18 protein-coding genes, 1 tRNA gene and 1 pseudogene are annotated in these 22,296 nt (G+C 36.4%); 6 read left to right on the plus strand and 14 right to left on the minus strand.

Annotated features, from left to right (window positions below):
* Positions 1-916: 916 nt before the first annotated feature.
* Entirely contained in the window at positions 917-1,282 is a 366-nt protein-coding gene (locus O9A_RS04315) for a response regulator (RefSeq protein WP_034459143.1), read from the plus strand.
* Between the two features lie 316 nt (positions 1,283-1,598).
* Here O9A_RS04315 and rpsI read toward each other — a convergent pair whose 3' ends face one another.
* Together rpsI and rplM are read right to left on the minus strand one after the other, a co-directional pair.
* Positions 1,599-2,087 carry a 30S ribosomal protein S9 gene (gene rpsI, locus O9A_RS04320; protein ID WP_425348745.1) on the minus strand — a complete coding sequence of 163 codons (489 nt, stop codon included), beginning with the start codon at positions 2,085-2,087 and terminating at the stop codon, positions 1,599-1,601.
* A complete protein-coding gene (rplM, locus tag O9A_RS04325) occupies positions 2,087-2,551 on the minus strand; it encodes a 50S ribosomal protein L13 (RefSeq protein ID WP_034459150.1) in 465 nt (154 codons plus the stop codon). The genes rpsI and rplM overlap by 1 nt, the downstream gene beginning before the upstream one ends.
* Positions 2,552-2,843: 292 nt before the next feature.
* On the opposite strand from rplM, the gene recJ reads away from it, so the two are divergent.
* The gene (recJ, locus tag O9A_RS04330; RefSeq protein WP_034459154.1) at positions 2,844-4,628 is read left to right on the plus strand and encodes a single-stranded-DNA-specific exonuclease RecJ; all 1,785 of its coding nucleotides are present in this window, start codon (positions 2,844-2,846) and stop codon (positions 4,626-4,628) included.
* 21 nt (positions 4,629-4,649) lie between these two features.
* Here recJ and parE read toward each other — a convergent pair whose 3' ends face one another.
* The 4 genes from parE to O9A_RS04350 all read right to left on the minus strand — a co-directional run bounded on the left by parE (position 4,650) and on the right by O9A_RS04350 (position 9,171).
* Positions 4,650-6,707: a DNA topoisomerase IV subunit B gene (gene parE / locus O9A_RS04335; protein ID WP_034459156.1), complete on the minus strand. Its 2,058-nt coding sequence runs from the start codon at positions 6,705-6,707 to the stop codon at positions 4,650-4,652.
* An 83-nt stretch (positions 6,708-6,790) separates the two neighbouring features.
* The gene (lipB, locus tag O9A_RS04340; RefSeq protein WP_034459158.1) at positions 6,791-7,528 is read right to left on the minus strand and encodes a lipoyl(octanoyl) transferase LipB; all 738 of its coding nucleotides are present in this window, start codon (positions 7,526-7,528) and stop codon (positions 6,791-6,793) included.
* A 147-nt stretch (positions 7,529-7,675) separates the two neighbouring features.
* Positions 7,676-8,527, minus strand: a complete 852-nt coding sequence (locus tag O9A_RS04345; protein ID WP_034459160.1) for a TPM domain-containing protein — start codon at positions 8,525-8,527, stop codon at positions 7,676-7,678.
* Positions 8,527-9,171, minus strand: a complete 645-nt coding sequence (locus O9A_RS04350; protein ID WP_034459161.1) for a LemA family protein — start codon at positions 9,169-9,171, stop codon at positions 8,527-8,529. Before O9A_RS04350 ends, O9A_RS04345 begins: the two co-directional genes overlap by 1 nt.
* Before the next feature lie 1,556 nt (positions 9,172-10,727).
* On the opposite strand from O9A_RS04350, the gene O9A_RS04365 reads away from it, so the two are divergent.
* The 3 genes and pseudogenes from O9A_RS04365 to O9A_RS08345 form a co-directional block, all read left to right on the plus strand.
* Positions 10,728-11,021: a hemagglutinin repeat-containing protein gene (locus tag O9A_RS04365; protein ID WP_034459165.1), complete on the plus strand. Its 294-nt coding sequence runs from the start codon at positions 10,728-10,730 to the stop codon at positions 11,019-11,021.
* A gap of 89 nt (positions 11,022-11,110) precedes the next feature.
* On the plus strand, positions 11,111-11,431 hold the full coding sequence (locus O9A_RS07440; RefSeq protein ID WP_051665582.1) for a hypothetical protein: 321 nt from the start codon (positions 11,111-11,113) through the stop codon (positions 11,429-11,431).
* A 263-nt stretch (positions 11,432-11,694) separates the two neighbouring features.
* A pseudogene (locus tag O9A_RS08345) lies at positions 11,695-11,958 on the plus strand (hypothetical protein); the annotation flags it as partial.
* A gap of 431 nt (positions 11,959-12,389) precedes the next feature.
* Here O9A_RS08345 and O9A_RS04380 read toward each other — a convergent pair.
* Positions 12,390-12,466, minus strand: a tRNA-Pro gene (locus tag O9A_RS04380).
* Between the two features lie 618 nt (positions 12,467-13,084).
* Here O9A_RS04380 and O9A_RS04385 point away from each other — a divergent pair.
* Complete coding sequence (locus O9A_RS04385) at positions 13,085-13,453, plus strand: iron-sulfur cluster assembly accessory protein (protein WP_034460196.1); 369 nt, start codon at positions 13,085-13,087, stop codon at positions 13,451-13,453.
* A 63-nt stretch (positions 13,454-13,516) separates the two neighbouring features.
* Here the strand turns inward: O9A_RS04385 and mazG are convergent, their stop codons facing one another.
* From mazG to O9A_RS04420, 7 genes are all read right to left on the minus strand, one after another.
* Positions 13,517-14,338, minus strand: coding sequence for a nucleoside triphosphate pyrophosphohydrolase (mazG, locus tag O9A_RS04390; RefSeq protein WP_034459167.1), 822 nt, complete (start codon positions 14,336-14,338; stop codon positions 13,517-13,519).
* A 31-nt stretch (positions 14,339-14,369) separates the two neighbouring features.
* Positions 14,370-15,299 carry a lipid A biosynthesis lauroyl acyltransferase gene (locus tag O9A_RS04395; RefSeq protein ID WP_034460205.1) on the minus strand — a complete coding sequence of 310 codons (930 nt, stop codon included), beginning with the start codon at positions 15,297-15,299 and terminating at the stop codon, positions 14,370-14,372.
* A gap of 6 nt (positions 15,300-15,305) precedes the next feature.
* The gene (locus O9A_RS04400; protein WP_034459169.1) at positions 15,306-16,334 is read right to left on the minus strand and encodes a zinc-binding dehydrogenase; all 1,029 of its coding nucleotides are present in this window, start codon (positions 16,332-16,334) and stop codon (positions 15,306-15,308) included.
* A 68-nt stretch (positions 16,335-16,402) separates the two neighbouring features.
* On the minus strand, positions 16,403-17,677 hold the full coding sequence (locus tag O9A_RS04405; RefSeq protein WP_034459171.1) for a beta-ketoacyl-ACP synthase: 1,275 nt from the start codon (positions 17,675-17,677) through the stop codon (positions 16,403-16,405).
* 13 nt (positions 17,678-17,690) lie between these two features.
* On the minus strand, positions 17,691-18,866 hold the full coding sequence (locus O9A_RS04410; RefSeq protein WP_034459173.1) for a beta-ketoacyl-ACP synthase: 1,176 nt from the start codon (positions 18,864-18,866) through the stop codon (positions 17,691-17,693).
* A gap of 11 nt (positions 18,867-18,877) precedes the next feature.
* On the minus strand, positions 18,878-19,162 hold the full coding sequence (locus O9A_RS04415) for an acyl carrier protein (protein ID WP_034459175.1): 285 nt from the start codon (positions 19,160-19,162) through the stop codon (positions 18,878-18,880).
* Between the two features lie 191 nt (positions 19,163-19,353).
* Entirely contained in the window at positions 19,354-21,678 is a 2,325-nt protein-coding gene (locus O9A_RS04420) for an NADP-dependent malic enzyme (RefSeq protein WP_034459177.1), read from the minus strand.
* Between the last annotated feature and the right edge of the window lie 618 nt (positions 21,679-22,296).

The following is a 22,296-nucleotide window of genomic DNA, read 5'->3' on the forward strand; positions in this document are numbered from 1 at the left end:
TTATTTAATTATGTGTATTTAATTTTAATTATATTAAATATTTATTTTTGCAGTTTTAATTGAAGAAAAAAAGAACAAAATGAATCTAGGCAGCCTCTCTTTCAATAAGCAAAAATAATGCTTTAATTTGATGTTGTAAAATAAGTCGATAGCTATACAGATGTTATTGATTATCATTGATAAAAATAATACGATTGATTACATAAAAATTACAAAAGACTGAGAAAATTTTTGTATGTAATTTATATCTTCTTACCAAAACCTTTTGAAAAATGATATAAGAAAGAAAATAAGTAGTGAGGAGATAGTGAGCATTTATAATGAGATTTTCACGTTTCAATGTTGCTATCACTTTTGCATTTAATAATGCAATAATTACATGTGTGATTCATGATAAAATTTAGTTTGAAATCAATAGTTAATCTTTATTTAATTTGTTATTGAATAGCTATATTGATATATATAAAAAGTCTTTGAGACAACAAATCTCACAAAAGTAAACGCTCTGATCTGATATATAAACCACTGATTATTTACAGAGAAAACAATCTATGCATCTCAAAGTTGCTTAATCATTTTTTTCTCTTTAAAATGCACATTTGAGCTAAGTTTCGCAATTATATCTTTTCTACGATAAAAAGGCGTATGAGTTAATTGGAATATCCATAAATTGTGCATACTGATTTAAAAAATATACAGGAACACAATTTTACGCGATTATTGTGGATTTCATTCTTATGAACTGAAGAAGCATAGTAATTAGCGTTACAATTATTTGCGAAAAAGTGCTTTCATCAGGAGTGACTTAATTTTTTTTGTAGTTTACAATTTTTTTTATCATTTTATTTTAGCTAAAAGGGAGTGTGTATTAATTTATTTTTATCTATTTTTTTTTCAAAAGGTTGGAGTTATATTAATGTCAAAAAAAGTCATGATCGTTGAAGATAACGAACTTAATATGAAGTTATTCCGTGATCTTGTAGAGGCGAGTGGCTATGAAACCGTTGAAACACGCAATGGTCTTATGGCATTAGATTTAGCTCGTTCATCAATGCCATCTCTTATCCTTGTAGATATACAGTTGCCAGAGGTATCAGGGATAGAGGTTATTAAACAATTAAAAGAAGATGGGGAATTGAGAGCTATCCCTGTTGTTGCTGTAACAGCCTTTGCTATGAAAGGGGATGAAGAGCGAATTCGTGCCAGTGGATGTGAGGAATATATGTCAAAGCCTATCTCCGTTCCTCATTTTATTACAATGGTAAAGAATTTTTTGGACTGAAACTTTGTTAAATGATGATGGAAAAGACACTGAGAATCTTGTGAGATAACTGAAGTTATACTGCAAATGTTTTTGTGAAAGAGTATGTAGATATATCTGAGTTACCAGAGTGCAAATTCTAAAATTGAAATCGAGGTTTTAGGATTTTTTTTGGTCGATTTATTCTTACTTTTTATCTAAGAAGAAATTAGTCGTTTAACATTCTTATTTTTCTCCTGATAGATACAAACTGATCAGTATATTTCCGAAAAAACTGTTTTAACAGATAAAAAAAGCCCCGTTGAAATGAGGCTTTATGAATTACAAAAAAATAAAATTAGCGCTTTGAGAATTGGAAAGAACGACGCGCTTTTGCTTTACCATATTTTTTACGTTCAACAACACGGCTATCACGGGTAAGAAAGCCCCCCTTTTTCAAGATTGTGCGAAGTTCTGGTTCGTAATAGGTTAAAGCTTTGGAAATGCCATGGCGCACTGCACCAGCTTGTCCAGAAAGACCACCACCTGCAACGGTTGCAATAATATCAAATTGAGTATCTCTGTTTGTTGCAACAATTGGCTGACGAAGAATCATTCTAAGAACAGGACGCGCAAAATATTTGTCAAATTCTTTATTGTTAATGGTGATTTTTCCAGAACCAGGTTTGATCCATACGCGAGCAACAGCGTCTTTACGTTTTCCTGTTGCATAGGCACGTCCTTGTGAATCAAGCTTTTGCACATGAGTAGAAGTGAAATTTTCATGAGTTTTTGCAGTATTTGTTACGACACTAAGCTCAGCAAGAGAATTAATTCCAGCCATAATCAAGAAATCCTTTTGTTTTTGCGGTTTAAAGCACCAACATCAAGAGCTTCGGGCTGTTGTGCCGCATGCGGGTGTTGGCTTCCAGCGTAAACACGGAGATTTTTCAATTGTCGACGACCAAGAGGCCCACGAGGAATCATGCGTTCCACAGCTTTTTCAACAACGCGTTCAGGAAAACGTCCTTCAAGAATTTGCCGTGCTGTACGCTCCTTAATTCCACCAATATAACCGGTATGCCAATAATATTTTTTATCTGTATATTTCTTTCCGGTGAGAGATATTTTATTTGCATTGATCACAATAACATTATCACCATCATCAACATGTGGAGTAAATGTAGCTTTATGTTTACCACGTAAGCGGTTAGCAACAAATGTGGCAAGACGACCTAAAACGAGGTTCTCTGCGTCAATAACAACCCATTTTTTCACCACTTCAGTTGGCTTTTGTGAAAAAGTTGCCATAGAAGTATCCTTTACTGAGCTCTTTAAACGAGGGTATTTTTGTTTTTTTGCGTTGAAAATTGTTATCATAACAAAATATTAACACATATTACCTGCCCTGATATAATGTCTTTTGATTTACGTCAAGAGAAAATAAAAACTTATAAAACAGAACTTTATAAAAGAGGTATTTTAATACCATTCATTAGGAGAGGCTTATGTACATTTTAAATTAGAATGAGTATTACAAAAGACGATTTTATCCTGAACGCGTGATTGTATTTTATTTACCTTCATTATAAAATGAACACCAATGCGTCGATCTCGTTATTTTCTCAATGTTCAATCTTCTGCTAGCGGTCAGGCTTGGTTAGATGCCCTTGATATTCAAGGGATAAATAATGCGCGTGCTATTTCTCAAAAATTTGGTTTTCCAGATCAATTAGCCCGTGTTCTCTCGGCAAGAGATGTGGATGTATCTGATGCTGTTGCTTTTATCAATCCAACATTACGTACGCTCATGCCTGATCCAAAAAGTTTTACGGATATGCAATGCGCAGCAGAGCGCATCGTGACAGCTATTCTAAAGCAAGAGAAAGTTGCAGTTTTTGGTGATTATGATGTTGATGGTGCTTGTTCATCTGCACTCATAGCGCGCTTTATGCGTTATTTTGGTGTCGAAGTAAAAATTTATATTCCTGATCGTATTGTTGAAGGATATGGCCCGAATGAGCAAGCAATGAGGATGTTGATACAACAAGGTGCTCATTTGATTATCACAGTTGATTGTGGTGCGAACAGTCCAGATGCAGTAAAATCAGCAAGGCTTGCAGGTGCTGATGTTGTCGTTTTAGATCATCATCAAATGTCAGAGATTCATCAAGAAGCTGTTGCTCTTGTTAATCCTAATCGTCCAGATGATTTTTCTGGACAGGGGCATTTATGTGCTGCTGGCGTTGTCTTTGTTACGTTAGCATGGGTTCATCATTTATTGCGAAAGAAGAAATTTGCAGGAAAATTTCTTGACCTTCTCAGTATGCTTGATCTTGTTGCATTGGCAACCATATGTGATGTCGTTCCATTACAAGGTGTTAATCGTGCTTTTGTGGTAAAAGGGCTCCAAGTTGCGCGTTCTATGCATAATCCTGGAATAGCGGCTTTAACAAAGGTTGCACGTATAGGTGAGCCACTTAATAGTTTTCATTTAGGTTTTTTGTTAGGCCCTAGAATTAATGCGGGAGGACGTATTGGCGATCAGGCTTTGGGAGCACGTTTGCTTAGCTGTGAGGATAAAAATGAAGCGGACAGAATAGCAGAACAATTGAATCAATTTAATCAAGAACGTCAAGAAATGGAGGGCATTCAATTAGCGCAAGCAGAATCTTATATTGATTCTCTTTATCAAGATCGAGAAACACCACTATCGCTTGTAATTGCTCATCAAGAATGGCACCCGGGAATCATTGGTATTCTTGCATCCCGTTTAAAAGAGCGTTTTTTTTGTCCTGTTTTTGCCATTGCTTTGAAAGAAGATGGAAGCGGCGTAGGATCAGGACGCTCAATTAGTGGCATAGATTTAGGAGCACTTGTTCGTGAAGCTGTTACGTTAAATTTATTGGAAAAAGGGGGGGGGCATAGTATGGCAGCAGGGATCACAATCCAATCGACAAAAATTGAACTTTTTCGAAAATGGCTGGAAGAGAGAGTCTCTTTAAGTGTTGCACAGTTGCGTGCTGAAAAGTCTCTTAGTATAGATGGTTGCCTTTCTGCTTCTGGGGCCAGTAAAGCGCTTTTTGATATGATTGAAAAAGCAGGACCATTTGGTTCGGGGAATACGACACCTGTTTTTGTTCTTCCCTCTCATCGGTTAATAAATCTGTGTGAGGTTAGTAAAGGGCATCTCCGCCTTATTATGTCTAATATGGAAGGAAAAAAGCTGCAAGGAATAGCTTTCCGTGCTGTAGGGACATCGCTTGGTTATTTTCTTTCTGGAAATGTTGGTGAAATGATCCATGTGGCCGGCAATATTAGCTTAAATTATTGGAACGGAAATATCAGTCCACAACTTCGCGTTATTGATGCAGCTGCAGTGATCTGAGAGGAATATTTTCTGAAATTATCAGATATCTAGATTTGAAGCAAAAGTAGAGTTTTCCTGTATGAATCGAAATCGTGCTTCTGGTTTTGTTCCCATTAAGCTTTCTACAGTGTTTTTGGTTTCTTGCACTTCTTCTGCATTAATAGAAACGCGTAGCAGTGTACGTTTTTGAGGATGCATGGTGGTTTCTTTAAGCTGTTCAGCACGCATTTCACCAAGTCCTTTGAAACGTCCAATTTCAATTTTAGCTTTTCCAGTGAATTCAGTTTTTAATAATTCATCTTTATGGGTGTCATCACGTGCGTAAGCAACTTTCCCTCCTTGCGATATTCTGTAAAGGGGAGGCACAGCAAGGTATAAATGTCCCTGACGAATAAGATCGGGCATCTCTTGAAAAAAGAAGGTAATGAGCAGTGAGGCAATATGAGCGCCATCAACATCCGCATCTGTCATAATGATAATACGTTCATATCTAAGATCTTTTTCGCGATATTTGGAGCGCGTTCCACATCCAAGAGCAAGTATAAGATCACCAATTGTTTGGCTTGAGTTCATTTTTTCGTGTGCAGCACTGGCTACATTTAAGATTTTTCCACGAAGAGGTAAAATTGCTTGGTTTGCTCTGTTACGCGCTTGTTTAGCTGAACCGCCAGCAGAGTCACCTTCAACAATGAATAGTTCAGCACCAGCAGCACAGTTTTGGCTACAATCTGCTAGTTTACCGGGGAGACGTAATTTACGTACAGCTGTTTTTCGATTTATTTCTCTGTCTTGGCGCCGTTTAACGCGTTCTTCAGCACGTTCAACAACCCAATCAAGAAGTTTTGTTGATTCTTGTGGAGAATTTGTCAGCCAATGATCGAAAGGATCGCGTATTGCATTCTCAACGATACGCTGAGCTTCGATTGTCGCTAATCGGTCTTTGGTTTGTCCCACAAATTCAGGATCTTTAATAAACACTGAAAGTATTGCAGAAGTTGAAATCATAACGTCATCAGACGTAATGATAGAAGCGCGCTTGTTTCCTATTAATTCAGCGTAAGATTTTAATCCGCGCAAAAGAGCTTGACGCAGTCCCATTTCATGTGTTCCACCCTCTCCGGTGGGAATAGTATTGCAGTAAGACTGTACATGGGAATCGCCACCATGCCAGGCGATAGCCCATTCAACAGAGCCATGACCATTAGAGTGTTTTGTTTTGCCAGAAAAAATTTCTGATGTTACCCGGTATTCATCTTTCAATGATGAGAGTAAATAATCTTTAAGTCCATCTGGGAAATGAAAAGTAGCTTTTTCGGGAATATTTTTTGTGTTGTCAAGTAAGGCAAGATCGCAATTCCAACGAATTTTTACACCACCAAAAAGATAGGCCTTGGAGCGTGCCATCTTATAAATTTTTTCTGGATCGAAAGCTGCTTTTTCACCAAAAATTTTACTATCAGGGTGAAAACGAACGCGTGTGCCACGACGATTATAAACATCACCCAAATCTTCCAAGCCAGATTGAGGAATACCGCGAGAGAAGCGTTGTCTGTAAAGTTTGCGTTCTCGTGCTACTTCAACTTCCATATAGTCAGAAAGAGCATTGACAACAGAAATTCCTACACCATGAAGTCCACCAGCTGTTTGATAAGCTTTGCCATCAAATTTACCACCTGAATGGAGTTGGGTCATAATGACTTCAAGAGTTGATTTTCCAGGCATTTGAGGATGATTTTCGACAGGAATGCCACGTCCATTATCTATAACTGTTAAATAGCCGTTTTTCTCTAAGGACACATCAATGAAGTTCGCATAACCAGCAACTGCTTCATCCATTGCATTATCAATAATTTCGGCAAATAAATGATGAAGTGCTTTGCTGTCTGTTCCACCAATATACATTCCAGGACGTAAGCGTACGGGCTCTAGCCCCTCAAGCACACGAATAGACAGCGCGTTATAGTCATTTTCTTGCGTATCTTTTTTCGAATTCACTGCTTCTGAACTCAGCGGGGGAGAAAGATTTTTTTCTTTTATATTTACGCAAAACTGAGCATTATTTAAAATACTAAAAAGATCTTTGTTTTTATCGCTCATGACGTTCGATTATCTACCTCATTAAAATAAAATCTTCATAAAAGTGAATTTTATGCCTGTTTTTTATTTAAAAATCAATGCAGTTAAGAAACATCAATTGTTGGTCCGAAAATTTGTTCAAAGACTTGTTTAAGAGCAATATCAATATCGTGCATTGTTACAGGTAAACCTAGATCAAGAAAGCTTGTTACACCGTGATTTGTGATACCACAGGGAACAATTCCTGAATAATGGGCTAAATTAGGATCAACATTGATAGAAACGCCATGAAAACTCACCCATTTGCGCACGCGAATACCCACAGCCGCAATTTTATCTTCTGAAGAAAGGCTATTTTGTGTTGATTGGCAACTGTGCCTTTGAACCCAGACCCCAACGCGATCTTTACGGCGTTCACCTTTAATATTAAATTTTGCAAGCATTTGTATAATCCATTCTTCCAAGGCACTAATAAAAGCACGGATGTCTTGCTTTCGGCGTTTAAGATCAAGCATAATATAAGCAATGCGTTGTCCTGGACCATGATAAGTAAATTCACCACCACGTCCTGCCTCATAAACAGGAAACAAATGAGGTGCTAAAAGGTCTTTTTTATTCGCACTTGTACCAGCTGTATAAAGAGAAGGATGTTCAAGAAGCCAAACCTGTTCAGATGCGTTTTTTTCAAGAATGTTTTCTACACGCTCTTGCATATAACTTAGTGCTTCAGGATATTCGACTAAGTTATGACTTACTTTCCATTCAACTGGTGGATTTCCAGAGATTGTTTTAAACTGATCTGGTAAATAACTACGGTCAGTATATTTCAATTCAAATGTCATAAGTAAATTTATATTGGTACTCAAGTTTGTGTTTGTAATCAGTAAAAGAATTATAGATTAAGATATGAAATTCTTCATTAAAATTGGATAATACGGGTAACAAATTTTATTAAGAAAATTCGCTATCTTGTAAAATCTATACCCATTTTACCACCTTCCTGTGGCACCACCACCACCTGATGATCCTCCACTACCTCTAAATCTTCCTCCTCTTGAATGACTACCATAGATTCTACCAGAATATCTGTTGTCGGTATTTAAATTTAAAAACCAAGGTGTGAAAATGATCCTCATCCAGAGATATTTTTTAGAGCCTATTTTTTTTCCAAAAATCATTGCAAGAATGGGCAGGACAAACATGATAAAAAAGATTAAAAATACGATTGTATTAGCTATTATTTCTTCTTTTTCAACTTTTTTACGTTGTTCTTCAGTAATTTTAGCTTTTTCCTTGATTCGAAAAGAAAAATCAGAATCACTTTCTGTAATGACGTTGATAATTGCGTGAACTGCTTCAACAATTCCTTTTTGATAATTCCCTTCACGAAAATTAGGAAGAGCAAAGCTATTAATGATAACTGTGGAAAGAGTGTCTGTTAGTACTCCTTCCAAACCATAGCCCACTTCAATACGCATTTCACGTTCATTCGGTGCAATGACAAGTAATATACCGTTATTGACCTGTTTTTGACCTAATCCCCATTTACGAAAAAGAGAATTGCTATATGTTTCTATATCGCTTCCTGAAAGGGTAGGGAGAGTTACAATAACAATTTGATCTCCAGTTTTCTCTTCGAGTTCAGCCAACTTTTCTATTAAATTCTGCTTTGTTGCATTATCGAGCAAATGAGCTACATCGTTAACATAGCCAGTTAAGGGAGGAAACTTGATTTGTGAATAAGCACTTCCTCCCAATGCAGTAACCAAGTACAGAAAGGCAATAAAAACCAATAAATATGGAAAAACACTGCGTTGCATAAAATAGTGAAAGAATTTCATTAATTAAAATTAACCTTCGGTTTTTGTTGGCTATCTGTATCAATCGTAAATGTTGGCATAGGTTTAGCATCACGAAACCATAATTTTGCCCAAAGCATTGTTGGCATTGTTTTTAGTGCGGTGTTGTAGACACGTACTGTTTCAATATAATCACGGCGTGCAACAGAAATTCGGTTTTCAGTGCCTTCTAATTGTGATTGAAGAGCAAGGAAATTCTGATTTGCTTTAAGATTAGGATAATTTTCAACAACAGCCATAAGACGTGAAAGTGCGCTTGATAAATTTGCTTGATTGTTGAGATATTGCTGCATCATTTCTGGATTATTCAACATATCAGCATTAATGTTTATTTGTGTTGCTTTTGCACGTGCTTCAACAACATTGGTAAAAACAGCTTGTTCATGGGTAGCATAGGTTTTGACAGTTTCTACGAGATTAGGAATGAGATCTGCACGGCGTTGATATTGGTTAAGCACGTCACTCCATGCTGCATGTGCTTTTTCTTCATTTATTGGGATCGTATTAAATCCACAGCCACTTAAAAATGGTATTAAAAACGCTAAGAAAATAGCGATTGAGAATCGTCTTAACATTTTAAACATAGGATAAGTAAGTATAATTGAAGCATTTCGTGCATTTAACATAAAGACATCTCCACAACTATTTCATATATTATATAGTATATATCTTTTTTATAAAAAGTATTTTGAATTTTGTAAAATACATTTCATAAATAAATTCATACATTTATAATTTTTTATCGTTCCTAAATGATTGGTGAAATTAAAATAACAATGCCTTTGTAAATAACCGCTTATAAAATACTAATTTATACTGTGTAATATGAATATTGATTATTATTGCAACAGATTAGGATTTTTCTGCCTTTTGATTTGAAAATCCCTTGTTTTTTGGAGATAACAATGGAGAGAGAAAGTTTTAGATGAGCTTGGAGATAAGCATTTGAAAATTTTATTCTAACATTTTTAAAATATAAATAAGAACAGCATTCTAAAAGAAAGATGCTAAATGCTTTTTTTGAGAAAACAATATATTAGCTTAAGTATTTTTCATCATATAAAAACAAAGTTCCGCTGATAAGTGTGTGCAATGAGAGGAAAACTGTTTTGTATTCTCTTTATTTCAATCTATTCTTATGGCTGAAGGGTATATTTAGGTTCACTAAATTCAGTTGTGTTTTGGAAGGGTGCATTTGGTTTGACTGTGATTTAAATTCAAACAGCAATTTACAGCTGGGAAAATTGCGGGTGGAATTTTATGCAGAAGAAATGCTCCCCCTTATAAGATTTGCGTTTTAACAGCCAGCGCAATAGCACTTACTTTAATCGGTTAGCCGAAGATATCCAAAACAAAATGACCTGCACCTTTGGCGATACGCTTGAGAATTATCGCAAGATTGGCAAGGAGTAAAGCATGACCTTAAGAATTGTTCGCGGTTTTACACTGATTGTTGATGATGATGTTAATCTTTACTTAGTTCAAACTTCTTACATTGGAAGAAGTCACTGAAACCTATCAACTAGGTGGTTCTTATATGCAAATTGGTGTGAGTGGTCTTGGTGCAAAAGCCATTAGCTTACAGATGAAAATCTGCAGCCACACACCAGAAATCATCGGTATCTTTAGAGCTACCCCTGATATTCGTCATAAATTAACCTTCATAAACCTCATATGTGATACACACACTTTTTTTACATTGTTTATTAATTTTGCATTACATCTAAAAATAAAAAATTATGTTTTTTCTTGAGTACCTTTAAAAATTATCGAATAAGTGATAAGCACAATCAATAATGATTTTAAATACAAATTATGACACTTTTTGATGTAAAATTAGAGGATGTGGTATAAAATAAATAATCATATCTTTGATTATTCACTTCATTGTTTTTTAAACGTATCCAGTTACGTTGATGAATATCATGTAAACTAAAAACATTTGGCAAAAAATCACAACGATCTACAATCAATTTTGCGCTTTCTTCTGTCAATGTACCACCCGCCGCATAAAGCTGTTTTACACGACTTAGTAGATATTGTAACCAGTGCAATGCCAGAGAGAGTAAACTAACTTCAAAACAATTGCTCTTGATCAGTTCAAATATTGAGGCAAGGGTTGCTGTGGTTTTGGATATTTTTAAAAGACGTAAAAGACAAAGGTGATCAAAGAGAAAATTCCATGGTTCAGTCCCATCTCATGGGAGGAAAGGATGTACAGATCAGTGCTAATCACGATGTGAACATGCAAGAAGCAAATGTTTTAGCAGGTTGTAATGTGAATATTGATTCTGGCAATAGTATCACGCTGTTGGAAAGCTATGATATTTCTAACGGCAAAGAAAAGCATGAAAAATCCTTTGAAGCGTTACAGGTTTTGTCAATGTTGGCATTCTTGATACGGTACAAGACATGCAGAATGCAGCCAAACGTTTTGGTCATGGGGACGGGGAATACAAAATTGACAATGGTATAATTGCTAGTCTAAAAAGTTATGATCTCTATAACAAATGAACCGCTTTATTTTGTCGTTTTTCCACAGGCTGCTCTACCATATCAGGACTTATGATTGCGGGATATCAGAAATTTCTAGAAAATAACTTTTTGGGGGTAACTAATTCAACAAAAGAAGCACAAGATCTGCTGAAGAGTAATGGCAATACAGAGTTAGAATTTTATGCCCATAGTCGCGGTGGCATGACAGTGGGGAATACGCTAAAAGCATTAGACAAACAAGGTGTGTACGGTATAGCTGGCAACACAAATATTCAATCTTATGGACCAGCCTTTGATGCTCAATCTATGGCAATATTAGATAAACTGAGTGATGGAAAACAAACCTATGTTGTTTTGGATGGACATACAGATGATTTTGTAAGCAGATGAATCGGTGGCAATAGTTTTATCTACAAAACAGTTCCAGTTAGCAGTAACACTTGGAAAGAAGCATGGAGAATGTTTTTAGATCCTTATAACGTCCATACTTGTCTTAGAGATGGTGACAACATGTGCAGAAGGCTTTATGACCCTTTCCATTGTGTACAAATTAGTTCAAAGAGGAAAAAATGAAGCAAGTTTTAAGATTATAGCGGGTTCATTCTGTTAGGGTATAGCTAGATTATAACTTAAGTAAGTTTTCCACATCATCTTTAGGATGTGGAATGCGGACTCTTAGTGATGTTTTTCCAGAAAATCAAAATCTAAGTATCAAAACAGAAGTGATAATTCATGCTTGCATGGTTCAAGCTGGTTTTCAGTATAAAATGAAAGGGGTGAGTTGGTGTTATACTTTTAAAGAGGAAAACCTTTCTAATTGTCGTCTTGACGCTGTCATTTCATAGCGCAGTGTCAAGAAGCGCTTAAATAGCCTTTTTTGTAAAAAGCATTCAGAACAATATGAATGTTATCCTTAAGTGCTGTTGTTGGAGATGATCAACAATCTTCATATTCCTGCTTTCGCTTGCCTATGCCGGATTGTGTCCTCAACCAACCATTCCTATCTGATTATTTAGCAGCTGCTGCTTGTAAAATTAAAGGGGAAATTTCTTTTCTCATTCAATGATGTATCAGAGATACGAGAAATTTTTAGGCAAATTACTCTAAGAAGAGGTGAGAACCACTTATTCTTCTAACTCGTCAAATAAAGCGATTCCAGCAAAGAAACTGGTCATTACCAATTGGCGACCTTTAAGAAAAGACAAAAAGATTCATGAAAGAGTCCTTATATAACCTTTAAAAGGTCTTTGAAAACCCCTTAAAAATCTTTTGAAAAAAATAAATTGGTACAAAACCTAGTGTCGAAATATACAAAATCTGCTGGCAAGCTACATTGGAAAGAAGAAAATGGTCGGAGCGGCGGGATTCGAACCCACGACCCCTTGACCCCCAGTCAAGTGCGCTACCAGGCTGCGCTACGCTCCGAACCATGAAAGACGACTAAACGACTGTTTCTTTAAAGGCAAGAGAAAAATAAGAGGAGAAAAATCTAAAGTACTTTTACCATTTTTAAAAGAGCTTATTTTAATAAAAGTAAAATTTTGAACTTTGAGGTTCCTTTGCTTTTTTAGGAGAAATAATTGAATTCTCAAACTCTTGATTGTTGTTGATTATAAGTACATGTTTATTAACTATTTTATACGGATTGCAAAGAAGTGAGATAAGATTTTGTGTTTTTAAACGTATGTATTTTGGGAGGATAAACCTAATAAATGCGAGAGAAAAATAACATTTGTTTCATATTTTTGTTTATTCATCGAGAATCTGTCAAAAAAGTGAACGCTTTTACAAGTATCATAAATGATGCAGGGTATTGAAAGGCTTTTTCTCTTTTTTTTTTTGGAGAAGGGATATTTCATACGGATAACAAAGACAGCAAAAATAAAAACCCCAGATTGCACAATCAAAAATAGGAAATTGTTGGGAAATTTTTATCGCGATCAGAAAAGATCAAAACATTTCAATTTATATCTTGTTATTCTCTTTTGTATATACCAGATAAGTAAAATATTAAAGTCTTTATTTAACAAAAAAGAGAAAATGGTGAGTTGTTTTTCGGTAGTAAATTTGACAGAAGCCGCAGTAGATCGTGTTAAAGCAATTATGAATGCAAAAGATGCACGGGGTATTCTTATTAGTATCAAGAAAGGCGGCTGCGCAGGAATGGAATATACCATTACTCTTGTCAAAGAAGAAATTTTGGATGCAGATGTTGTTGAACTTAATGGTGCCCGTGTTTTTATAGCACATGATGCAGTCTTATTTTTATTAGGAACGCAGGTGGATTATGAAGTGACAACACTTCGTTCCGGTTTTGTATTTAAAAATCCTAATCAAGTTTCAGCATGTGGGTGCGGTGAATCGGTAGAACTTCGTCCTGCTTCGCAAAATCACCTAAAGGAAAACGTATAACACTAATTGAACTTAATCAGTGGGGAGCTTGTTTTTTTAGATTGATAAAATCTAATATTTTCCTTACCTTTCGTCCTTAGCCTTATTCCAAAGAGATACCATTTCTTTCAGGGATGTATCAGCTAGTGTTTTAGATTGTGTGTATAGGCTTTCTTCAATATAGGTAAAACGGTTTCGGAATTTTGTATTTGTTTTTTTTAATGCTTTTTGTGAATCAATATTCAAATGGAGCGCGAGATTCAGCAGAGAAAAATAAAGATCACCGAATTCTATTTCTATATCTGATATTTTTTCGCTTTTTATTGCATCTTTGAGTTCATTAATTTCTTCTTCGATTTTTGCAAAAAAATTATGGATTTCACGCCAATTAAATCCCACTTTAGTAGCTGCTTTTTGTAAAGCAAGAGATTCTTGGTCTGCTGGTTGGTGCTTTTTTACTTTTGCAAGAATACTTGTTGTGGAATTGGTTGGTAAGTTTACTGCCTCGTAGCATTTATTTTGTTTAGCCCGTTCTATTTTTTTGATACGCTCCCATTCATCCTCTATAAAACCACGTTTTTTCTGTTTTGCGTTGCCAAAAACGTGAGGGTGGCGACGAATCATTTTTGAGGTAATTGCGTAAACAACATCTTCAAAAGCAAAGCTACCTTCTTCTTGAGCAATTGTAGCATGATAGACGACTTGTAAAAGAAGATCACCGAGTTCATCACAAAGATCTGTTCGGTTTTCTCGTTCAATGGCATCGATAATCTCGTAAACTTCTTCAAGCATATAAGGTATGAGAGATTCAAATGTTTGTTTTATGTTCCAGATACAACCGCTCTCACGATTTCGTAATGCTGCAACAATTGCGATAAGATCATTGATATCTTTTGATGCAAACACTTATATTTTTCCTATAAACTTATGAATATAGTCAACTATCCCAACGTCTGTGTAACCAAGTCCATTGTCCTGGATATTCACGTACCCAACTTTCAACAATATCATTTAATTTCTGCATTGAAGCAGCTATATCAATTTCATTTTTTTCATCAAGTGGAAGTTTTACACGTTCATACAACTCTAAACGATGGCGCTTTCCAGCTAAACGAATACAGCGTGCTGGATAGATATCACAATTATATTGGCGAGCAAGTTTTATAATTAAGGGGTTTGTTTTAAGTTGTCTGTTGAAAAATGTTCCCCAAACACCTCGGCAAAATTTTTGATCAACAAGCATGCCGATATTCTCTCCCTCTGCTAATTTGGCTGCTAATGCCCAAGCTGCACCAGCCTTGGAAGGAACGAGGTGTCCCATGGAAGTTTCTCTGGCTTTAAGGACTCGTTTTGCAATATAAGGATTATTGGGTGGTCTAAATAATACTGTAACATTCAGACCAAAACTTTGTGCGCATATAGGAAGAAGTTCGAAATTTCCGGTATGTGCTGTGAAAAAAATATGCGGTTTTTTTTCATTTTTTAATCGCTCAAATATTTCAGCACCTTTAACTTCGATAAGTCCTGGCTGCTTCGCATGAGGATCAAAATCAAAAATTTTATCAAGAAAAATATATTCAGCTAAAAACTGTCCTATATTCTCCCACATTTCCACTGCAATTGCACGGAGTTCTTCTTCTGTTTTTTCTGGATACGCTGCTCTAAGATTTGCAAGAGCGATTTGGTGACGGTGTACAAGAGGACCAAATGTTTTTGCTAGCCAGGAAAAAAAAGCAAATCCAATGTTAGCAGGAAAATATTTTAAAATAAATAAAGAACCAATGAGCAGATACCCCCAAAAAAAGTAAAATGATTTTTTTGCTGTAATTTTAATATAATAAACAAAATTTTTAATATAAAATTTCATCATGACTTAATTAATTTTAAGGATAATTTTACCAAAAACATCACGGCTTTCCATTCGCTTTAAAGCTGTATCAATTTCATTGAATTGAACAATTGTATCAATGACAGGGTGTATAAGGCTTTGTGCCATTTTCTGCATGGCGTTTTGCATATTTTCTATACGGCAGCCAAATGAACCGAATATTTTAAGTTGTTGCTGGAACAATTGCATGAGATTGAGTGATGTTGAAATACCAGAGGTAGAACCACAAGTTACCAAGCGTGCTCCTCGTTTCATACACAAAAGAGAACCGCTCCATGTCTCTGCACCTACGTGTTCAAAAACAACATCGACCCCTTTTTTTTGGGTTAATTTGCGCACAACACCTTCAAAACGATCTTTACGGTAATTAATAACGTGATCCGCACCAAGAGCTTGTGCTTTTGCAATTTTTTCATCTGAACCGACAGTTGTGATAACTGTACACCCTGTTTGTTTTGCGAGTTGAATAGCTGCTGAGCCGATACCAGAACCACCTGCTTGTATCAGGATTGTTTCGCCTGCTTGTAGGTTTGCATTATCGAAAAGCATATGTTCTACAGTACCAAAAGTAATTGGAGCAACGGCTGCTTGCAATTCATCACATTTTGCAGGAGTGGGAACCAATAGATGTGTTGGCAAATTAACAAGTTCGCGGGCAAAACCGTCAAGATGAAAACCGTAGACGCCCTTTACATCATTGCAAAGATTATTACGTCCTTCACGGCAAGCTTGGCATATCCCGCAGGTTTGCGCACCATAAATTGAGACAATTTGTCCAAGTTGTAAATTTTTAACGTTATTTCCCAGCTGAGTAACTTCACCGGAAGCTTCTGCACCAATGACAAGGGGCATTTTTCTTTTAGCAAAGGCCATACCACGCCAACCCCATACATCAAGATGATTAAGAGCGACAGCTTTTATACGCACTGTCACTTCATTGGGGGTAGGTGGTGGTGGCGGGGCAATAGTGGTGATTTCAAGTTGGCGTTCATTGAGTAGTTGCAGTGCACGCATTATCATTCCCCCTTAAAATATGTGGCTTTTAGATTAATTATGACAAATTTTTGTCAATATTAAAAGGATTATCGTTTATATGCTGTGATAACGAGACTCATATTTTGACCGCCGAATCCAAATGAGTTTGACAAAATCGCATTGACACAGGCCTTACGGCTACGGTTAGGAACAACGTCTAAAGGGATAGCAGGATCAGGATCATCATAATTGATTGTAGGAGGAAGTATTCCCGATTGAATTGTTAAGAGCGAAAAAACAGCCTCTATAGCGCCAGCAGCAGTTAATGTGTGACCAATCATTGACTTATTAGAAGAAACAGGAATATGTTTTAGGCTATCACCGAAGACTGTTGATAATGCGAGATACTCCATCTTTTCATTTTCAGGTGTTGAGGTGCCATGTGCGTTAATATAGTTAATTTCATTAATAGTTACATTTGCATCCTCTAAGGCTTTGCGAATGGCTTCAATTGCTGGAGATGCATCAGGTTTTGAACGCGTACGATGAAAATCATCTGCTGTTTCTCCACAGCCAGCTAAAATTCCTAAAATTGTCGCATTACGATCTAATGCGCTTTTAAGAGATTCAAGAACAAGAGCACCTGACCCTTCTGCCATAACAAAACCATCTCGGTCACGGCTAAAGGGTTTTGCTGCTTTTTCTGCAGGATCATTTTGGGTTGAAAGGGCAGATAATAATGAAAAGCGGATAAGGGATTCTGCTGAAACTGAACCATCTGTAGCAACTGTGAGCACGCGATTTGTTTCTTCACGTCGAATAGCTTCAACACCTAATTGAATTGCTGTTGCACCGGATGCACAAGCAGTGGAAAGTGTAATAGGAAGTCCTTTTGTGCCAAATTTTTTCTGAAGATTTTCTGCAATTGCACCAAATTGTGTGGTTTCAAACAGCGTCTCGTGGAGTTTATGGTTGCAGATTTCAAGAAGATGCGCATAGGAAGGCGCACCATTTAACTTTCCTTCTTGATCAAGAGTAAGACGTGCTTTCCATTCAAGTTCAACAGGAGGAGCTGCTAAAAAGAGTGGTCCATTAAAATTTATTTTATCAAAATCCGCTTGCTCTAAAGCTTCCTCTGCTGCAAGATTAGCAAGTTTTTCAGAAAGAGCAGAAGCGCCACACGTGCTTTCTTTAAGAAAATCAACTGTTCCAGCGATACGTGTCTTTAATTCCTCAACAGGAAAACGTGTTATTTTGTGGATGCCGCTAACACCACTTGTTAATTTTTGCCAATTTTCGTACTTGCCTTTCCCCAGTGATGTTACAATTCCTGCTCCAGTTATTGCCACAAGTGGTCGTCCAAAATGATCGTGATATTGCATTGTAGAAATCCCTCTATACAGCAGTTAGCTGTGCTATACCTTCAGCTCTTTTGATACCAATGGTTGTAACAAATGCTTCACGTATTTCTTTAGGAAAAGGTTTTTCATGAACACTGAATGCTGGAAAACTGCGTTTTTTTTCAATAGCAAGTGCAGCAAGTGCGAGAGCTAAAGGAAATTGTGCTTCCCGCATATAACCAAATAATGTTGTAATACCACGGTAAAACATATCAGTAGCTTCAAGAGCATTTTGTTCTGCTTTAGTTACTTCATGAAATCCTGAAGCCGCTGAAATGGCAAAGGAATTTTTAGCTCCTACTGTTTTCAACATTGTTGCAATTGATTTTTCAAGCGAAATTTTTGTTCTATCTGTCTGATCCGTGATGATTTTGCTAATTTTAGCATAAGGGCGTGCATTACGTTTTTTTGCATGTTTCCCATTTTCAAGGACTAGAAAGATACCGCCAGAACCCGTTATAATACCACCGCCAAGGCAATTTTTACGATCCCATACTGGCGACCATCCACTGCGTGATAAGAGACCTCCAAGTTCATGCGCCAACAGCATATCATAGCTTTGTGTATTATAAGAGCTTCCTACCAATACATGTGTACTTTGTCCTGATCGAATACGAGCTATAGCAATTTGAATAGCAGAAAGTCCACACCCTTCTTCTCCCATGAAGGTACGAGAAGATCCCGTTACTTTATGAACAATTGAAATATTCCCAGCTAAAAGATTAGAAAGTTGTGCTAAAAACAAAGTTGGACGAAGTTCAGTTGAAAGGATTGAATTTAACATAGAAGCATGATTAGCTCCTGTACGTGCTTTGGAAAGAACTTGTGTGTCAACGTCAATGTCACGTTCTCCTCCACCTGCTGCAACAATCATATCCATTGTTGATGTTAATTTCTCATTATTCTTTATACCTGCATCATCAAGAGCAAGGCCTGCTGCATAAGTACCAAGACGTTGCCACGCTCCCATTTGCCGTTGGTCACTCCGTTTTGGAATTTGCAAATTCCAATCGATTTCAGGTAATTTATGGATAGTATAGGGAGAAAAAGTTGTACAATCAAGATTTGGTGTAATTGTTGTTTTATTCAAGATATCCCAATGACAATTACCCCCTTCACCCAAAGAGGTTATCAGTCCTATACCAGTTATGAATACTGTTTGATCATGCATGATAAAAGAAATTAACTCGCTTGTTTTAAAGAAACGAGTTCATCAATTTTTGCACAAAGATTTTTAAGAACAAAGTATTCTTCAGTTGCAACTGCACCTTCATTAACTTCTTGTGTCCATTGTTCTAGCGGAATTTTAATTCCAAAAGCCTTGTCAATGGCAAAAACAATGTCAAGAAAGTCAAGACTATCAATCCCTAAATCATTGATCGTATGACTTTCATATGTAATCATATTACGATCAACTTCACTGATTTCTGCGATAATATCAGCAACTTTATCAAATGTAGAGGACAATGTATAATTCCTTATTATGTGTGATGGTTTCAGAAGATACTTTTAAGTATTATGTAGTATAGATCCTCTTAGTTTTTTTAAAAAAGACTTAACTCAAGATAAATTTATCTTTTCAATATAGCAAATAATTTTATAAGATATGAAGTATCACACATCAAGTTTTTAAAAGAAATTGATGTTTTATTATGAATTCATTCATTTTCATTATGCAATTTTTTTCTATTTGCAGCAAGCACCGCAAGAGCTGTCATATTAACCACTCCTCTTGAAGTTACTGAAGGTGTTAGGATGTGTGCAGGACGTGAGGCTCCGATCAAAATAGGGCCTACATGAAGTGCATTGGTAAGATTTTTTACGAGATTGAGTGTTATGTTAGCGGCATCGAGTGTTGGGAAAACAAGCAAATTTGCTTCACCTTTAAGGCGTGAATCAGGAAAAACACGATCACGAAAAACTTTAGAAAGTGCAGCATCTCCGTGCATTTCTCCATCGGCTTCTAAATTTGGGTATAATTGGGCAAGAATTTCAGTTGCACGGCGCATTTTACGCGCACTTTCTGTATTTTTGGAGCCAAAGTTTGAATGTGATAATAATGCTGCTTTGGGTGTTATACCAAATGCTTCAATTTCTTTTGCAGCCAATACTGTCATTTCTGCTACTTCTTCTGCAGAAGGATCTTCATTGACATAAGTGTCTGTTAAAAAAAGGGTGCGGCGTGGAGAAATAAGCAAACTCACAGCAGAAAAATGACGAGTATTTGAATCAAGCCCAACAATTTGTTCAATTAATTCAAGATGACGTTCAAAACGTCCTTCTAAACCGCAAATCATTGCATCAGCTTCTTCACGCATGACTGCCAGGGCAGCAATCGCTGTTGTTGAGGTTCTCACGATTGTTTTTGCAACTTCTGGTGAAACACCACGTCTTCCTGTATAACGGAGAAATAAGCTAACATAATCACGAAAACGTGGATCATCTTCTGGATTTGTAAGTTCAAAATCTATGCCAGGGCGAATTCTTAAACCAAAGCGTTTTAGTCTCGTTTCCACTACATGGGGACGGCCGATGAGAATTGGAATTGCTGTTTGTTCTTCAAGCACAATTTGCGCTGCTCGGAGGACGCGTTCATCTTCACCATTGGCATAAATGACGCGTTTACGTTTTGCTGTTTTTGCTGCTGCAAAAACGGGCTTCATTGTTAATCCAGAACGAAATACGAATCGATTAAGGGTATCATGATAAGCTTCCATATCTTCAATCAGCCGAATCGCTACCTTTGTGTCCATTGCTGCTTTAGCCACGGCAGGAGCAATGCGTAGTATTAAGCGTGGATCGAAAGGGGAAGGAATAAGATAGTCAGGACCAAAACTGGGTGGTTTCTTTGAATATGCACGTGCTGCAATATCTGAAGTTTCTTCGCGGGCGAGAGCAGCAATCGCATAAACTGCAGCCATTTTCATTTCTTCATTGATTGCGGTTGCACCAACATCTAATGCACCACGGAAAATATAAGGAAAACAAAGGACATTGTTTACCTGATTGGGATAATCAGAGCGTCCTGTACAGATCATTGCATCTGGTCGCACAGAACGTGCTTCTTCTGGCATAATTTCTGGTGTTGGATTAGCAAGGGCCAAAATTAAGGGATTTGGAGCCATTTTTTTCAGATATTCAGGTTTTAAAACACCACCTGCTGAAACACCTAAAAAGATATCCGCATTATCAATAATCTCAGATAAGGTGCGTGCATCAGTTTTTTGTGCATAATTGATTTTCCAACGATCCATAAGTGTCTTGCGACCTTCATAAACAACTCCCTCTAAATCGCTAAGCCAAATATTTTCAACTTTTGCTCCAAGACGGACCAAAAGGTTGATACAAGCGAGAGCTGCTGCTCCTGCGCCTGAGGAAACTATTTTTGCATTTTCAATTTTTTTTCCTGCAAGACTTAATGCATTTAATACTGCTGCAGAAACAATAATAGCAGTTCCATGTTGGTCATCATGGAAAACTGGAATATTCATCTTAGTGCGAAGTTTTTCTTCGATTTCGAAACATTCAGGAGCTTTAATATCTTCAAGATTTATACCACCAAATGTAGGTTCTAAGGCAGATACGGCTTGTACCATTTGTTCAATATCAGATGCATCAATTTCAATATCAAAAACATCAATATTCGCAAATTTTTTGAATAAAACAGCTTTTCCTTCCATAACCGGTTTTGAGGCGAGGGGACCAATATTTCCTAACCCAAGAACAGCAGTTCCATTTGATATAACGGCAACTAAATTAGAACGAGAAGTATATTGTGCAGCAAGATTTGGATCTTTATGAATTGCAAGACATGGTGCAGCAACACCTGGAGAATAAGCAAGAGCTAAATCACGTTGATTATCAAGAGGTGTTGTAGCTTGGATTTCTAATTTTCCAGGCTTTGGATGTTGGTGATAAAAAAGTGCGGCACTGTCAAGTTCAGTTTTTTGTGAACTGAAATCACTATTTCGTTCTGTAGACATTTTTACGATATCCAGGTTAGTATATGTTTATATGTGGAGATCCATCTACCATAAGGCCTTGTACACTGATAGATTCTAATTTCTCTAAATACAAAAATGTACAGGTATGAGCAAATTCTTCTAGACTATTAAATTAGTTTGATGATTCTTTTCGTTTGAGCTCGTTAACAATTTTATTGATATCATAAAAACCAACCTTCTCCCCTTAAAAAACAAGTAAAGTATCACTGATAGTTTACATTACCAAGCGGTTATTTTTTTTTTGCAATGCTCGCAAAAAGGAAAAACAGAAAAGCTTTCTATTAACTTAACCTGTTTTCTACAAATATATGCTTTATTTACACCTTTATAAGTGATTTTAAGAATTATAAACCAACATTTGCAATGTCTTAAACTGTTTGTATCTTTTCTAAAGAGACTTTGCAAACTGAAGAGTGGAAATTTTATTTTTTATTATTGAATAGAGGTAAAAGGAATTTCTTTAGGGTTGGAGTTTGTATTCAATATTTAAAAATATGCTGATAAAACGAAATTTAATACGGGTGAAATGAGTTGTAGTGCAGGTATGTCAGCAAATATGCGTGTGTTTTGATGAAAAAAAATTTATCGGAACAACCC

This window comes from Bartonella koehlerae C-29, from assembly GCF_000706625.1.
GTDB classification, from domain to species: Bacteria; Pseudomonadota; Alphaproteobacteria; order Rhizobiales; family Rhizobiaceae; genus Bartonella; species Bartonella koehlerae.

Coding starts and splice junctions, on each gene's coding strand:
- O9A_RS04405 (WP_034459171.1), bottom strand. CDS start 17,677: ATGCAATATCACGATCATTTTGGACGACCACTTGTGGCAATAACTGGA.
- recJ (WP_034459154.1), top strand. CDS start 2,844: ATGCGTCGATCTCGTTATTTTCTCAATGTTCAATCTTCTGCTAGCGGT.
- O9A_RS07440 (WP_051665582.1), top strand. CDS start 11,111: ATGATTGCGGGATATCAGAAATTTCTAGAAAATAACTTTTTGGGGGTA.
- parE (WP_034459156.1), bottom strand. CDS start 6,707: ATGAGCGATAAAAACAAAGATCTTTTTAGTATTTTAAATAATGCTCAG.
- O9A_RS04395 (WP_034460205.1), bottom strand. CDS start 15,299: ATGAAATTTTATATTAAAAATTTTGTTTATTATATTAAAATTACAGCA.
- O9A_RS04365 (WP_034459165.1), top strand. CDS start 10,728: ATGGTTCAGTCCCATCTCATGGGAGGAAAGGATGTACAGATCAGTGCT.
- O9A_RS04410 (WP_034459173.1), bottom strand. CDS start 18,866: ATGCATGATCAAACAGTATTCATAACTGGTATAGGACTGATAACCTCT.
- O9A_RS04350 (WP_034459161.1), bottom strand. CDS start 9,171: ATGTTAAATGCACGAAATGCTTCAATTATACTTACTTATCCTATGTTT.
- O9A_RS04315 (WP_034459143.1), top strand. CDS start 917: ATGTCAAAAAAAGTCATGATCGTTGAAGATAACGAACTTAATATGAAG.
- O9A_RS04420 (WP_034459177.1), bottom strand. CDS start 21,678: ATGTCTACAGAACGAAATAGTGATTTCAGTTCACAAAAAACTGAACTT.
- rplM (WP_034459150.1), bottom strand. CDS start 2,551: ATGGCAACTTTTTCACAAAAGCCAACTGAAGTGGTGAAAAAATGGGTT.
- O9A_RS04400 (WP_034459169.1), bottom strand. CDS start 16,334: ATGCGTGCACTGCAACTACTCAATGAACGCCAACTTGAAATCACCACT.
- lipB (WP_034459158.1), bottom strand. CDS start 7,528: ATGACATTTGAATTGAAATATACTGACCGTAGTTATTTACCAGATCAG.
- O9A_RS04345 (WP_034459160.1), bottom strand. CDS start 8,527: ATGAAATTCTTTCACTATTTTATGCAACGCAGTGTTTTTCCATATTTA.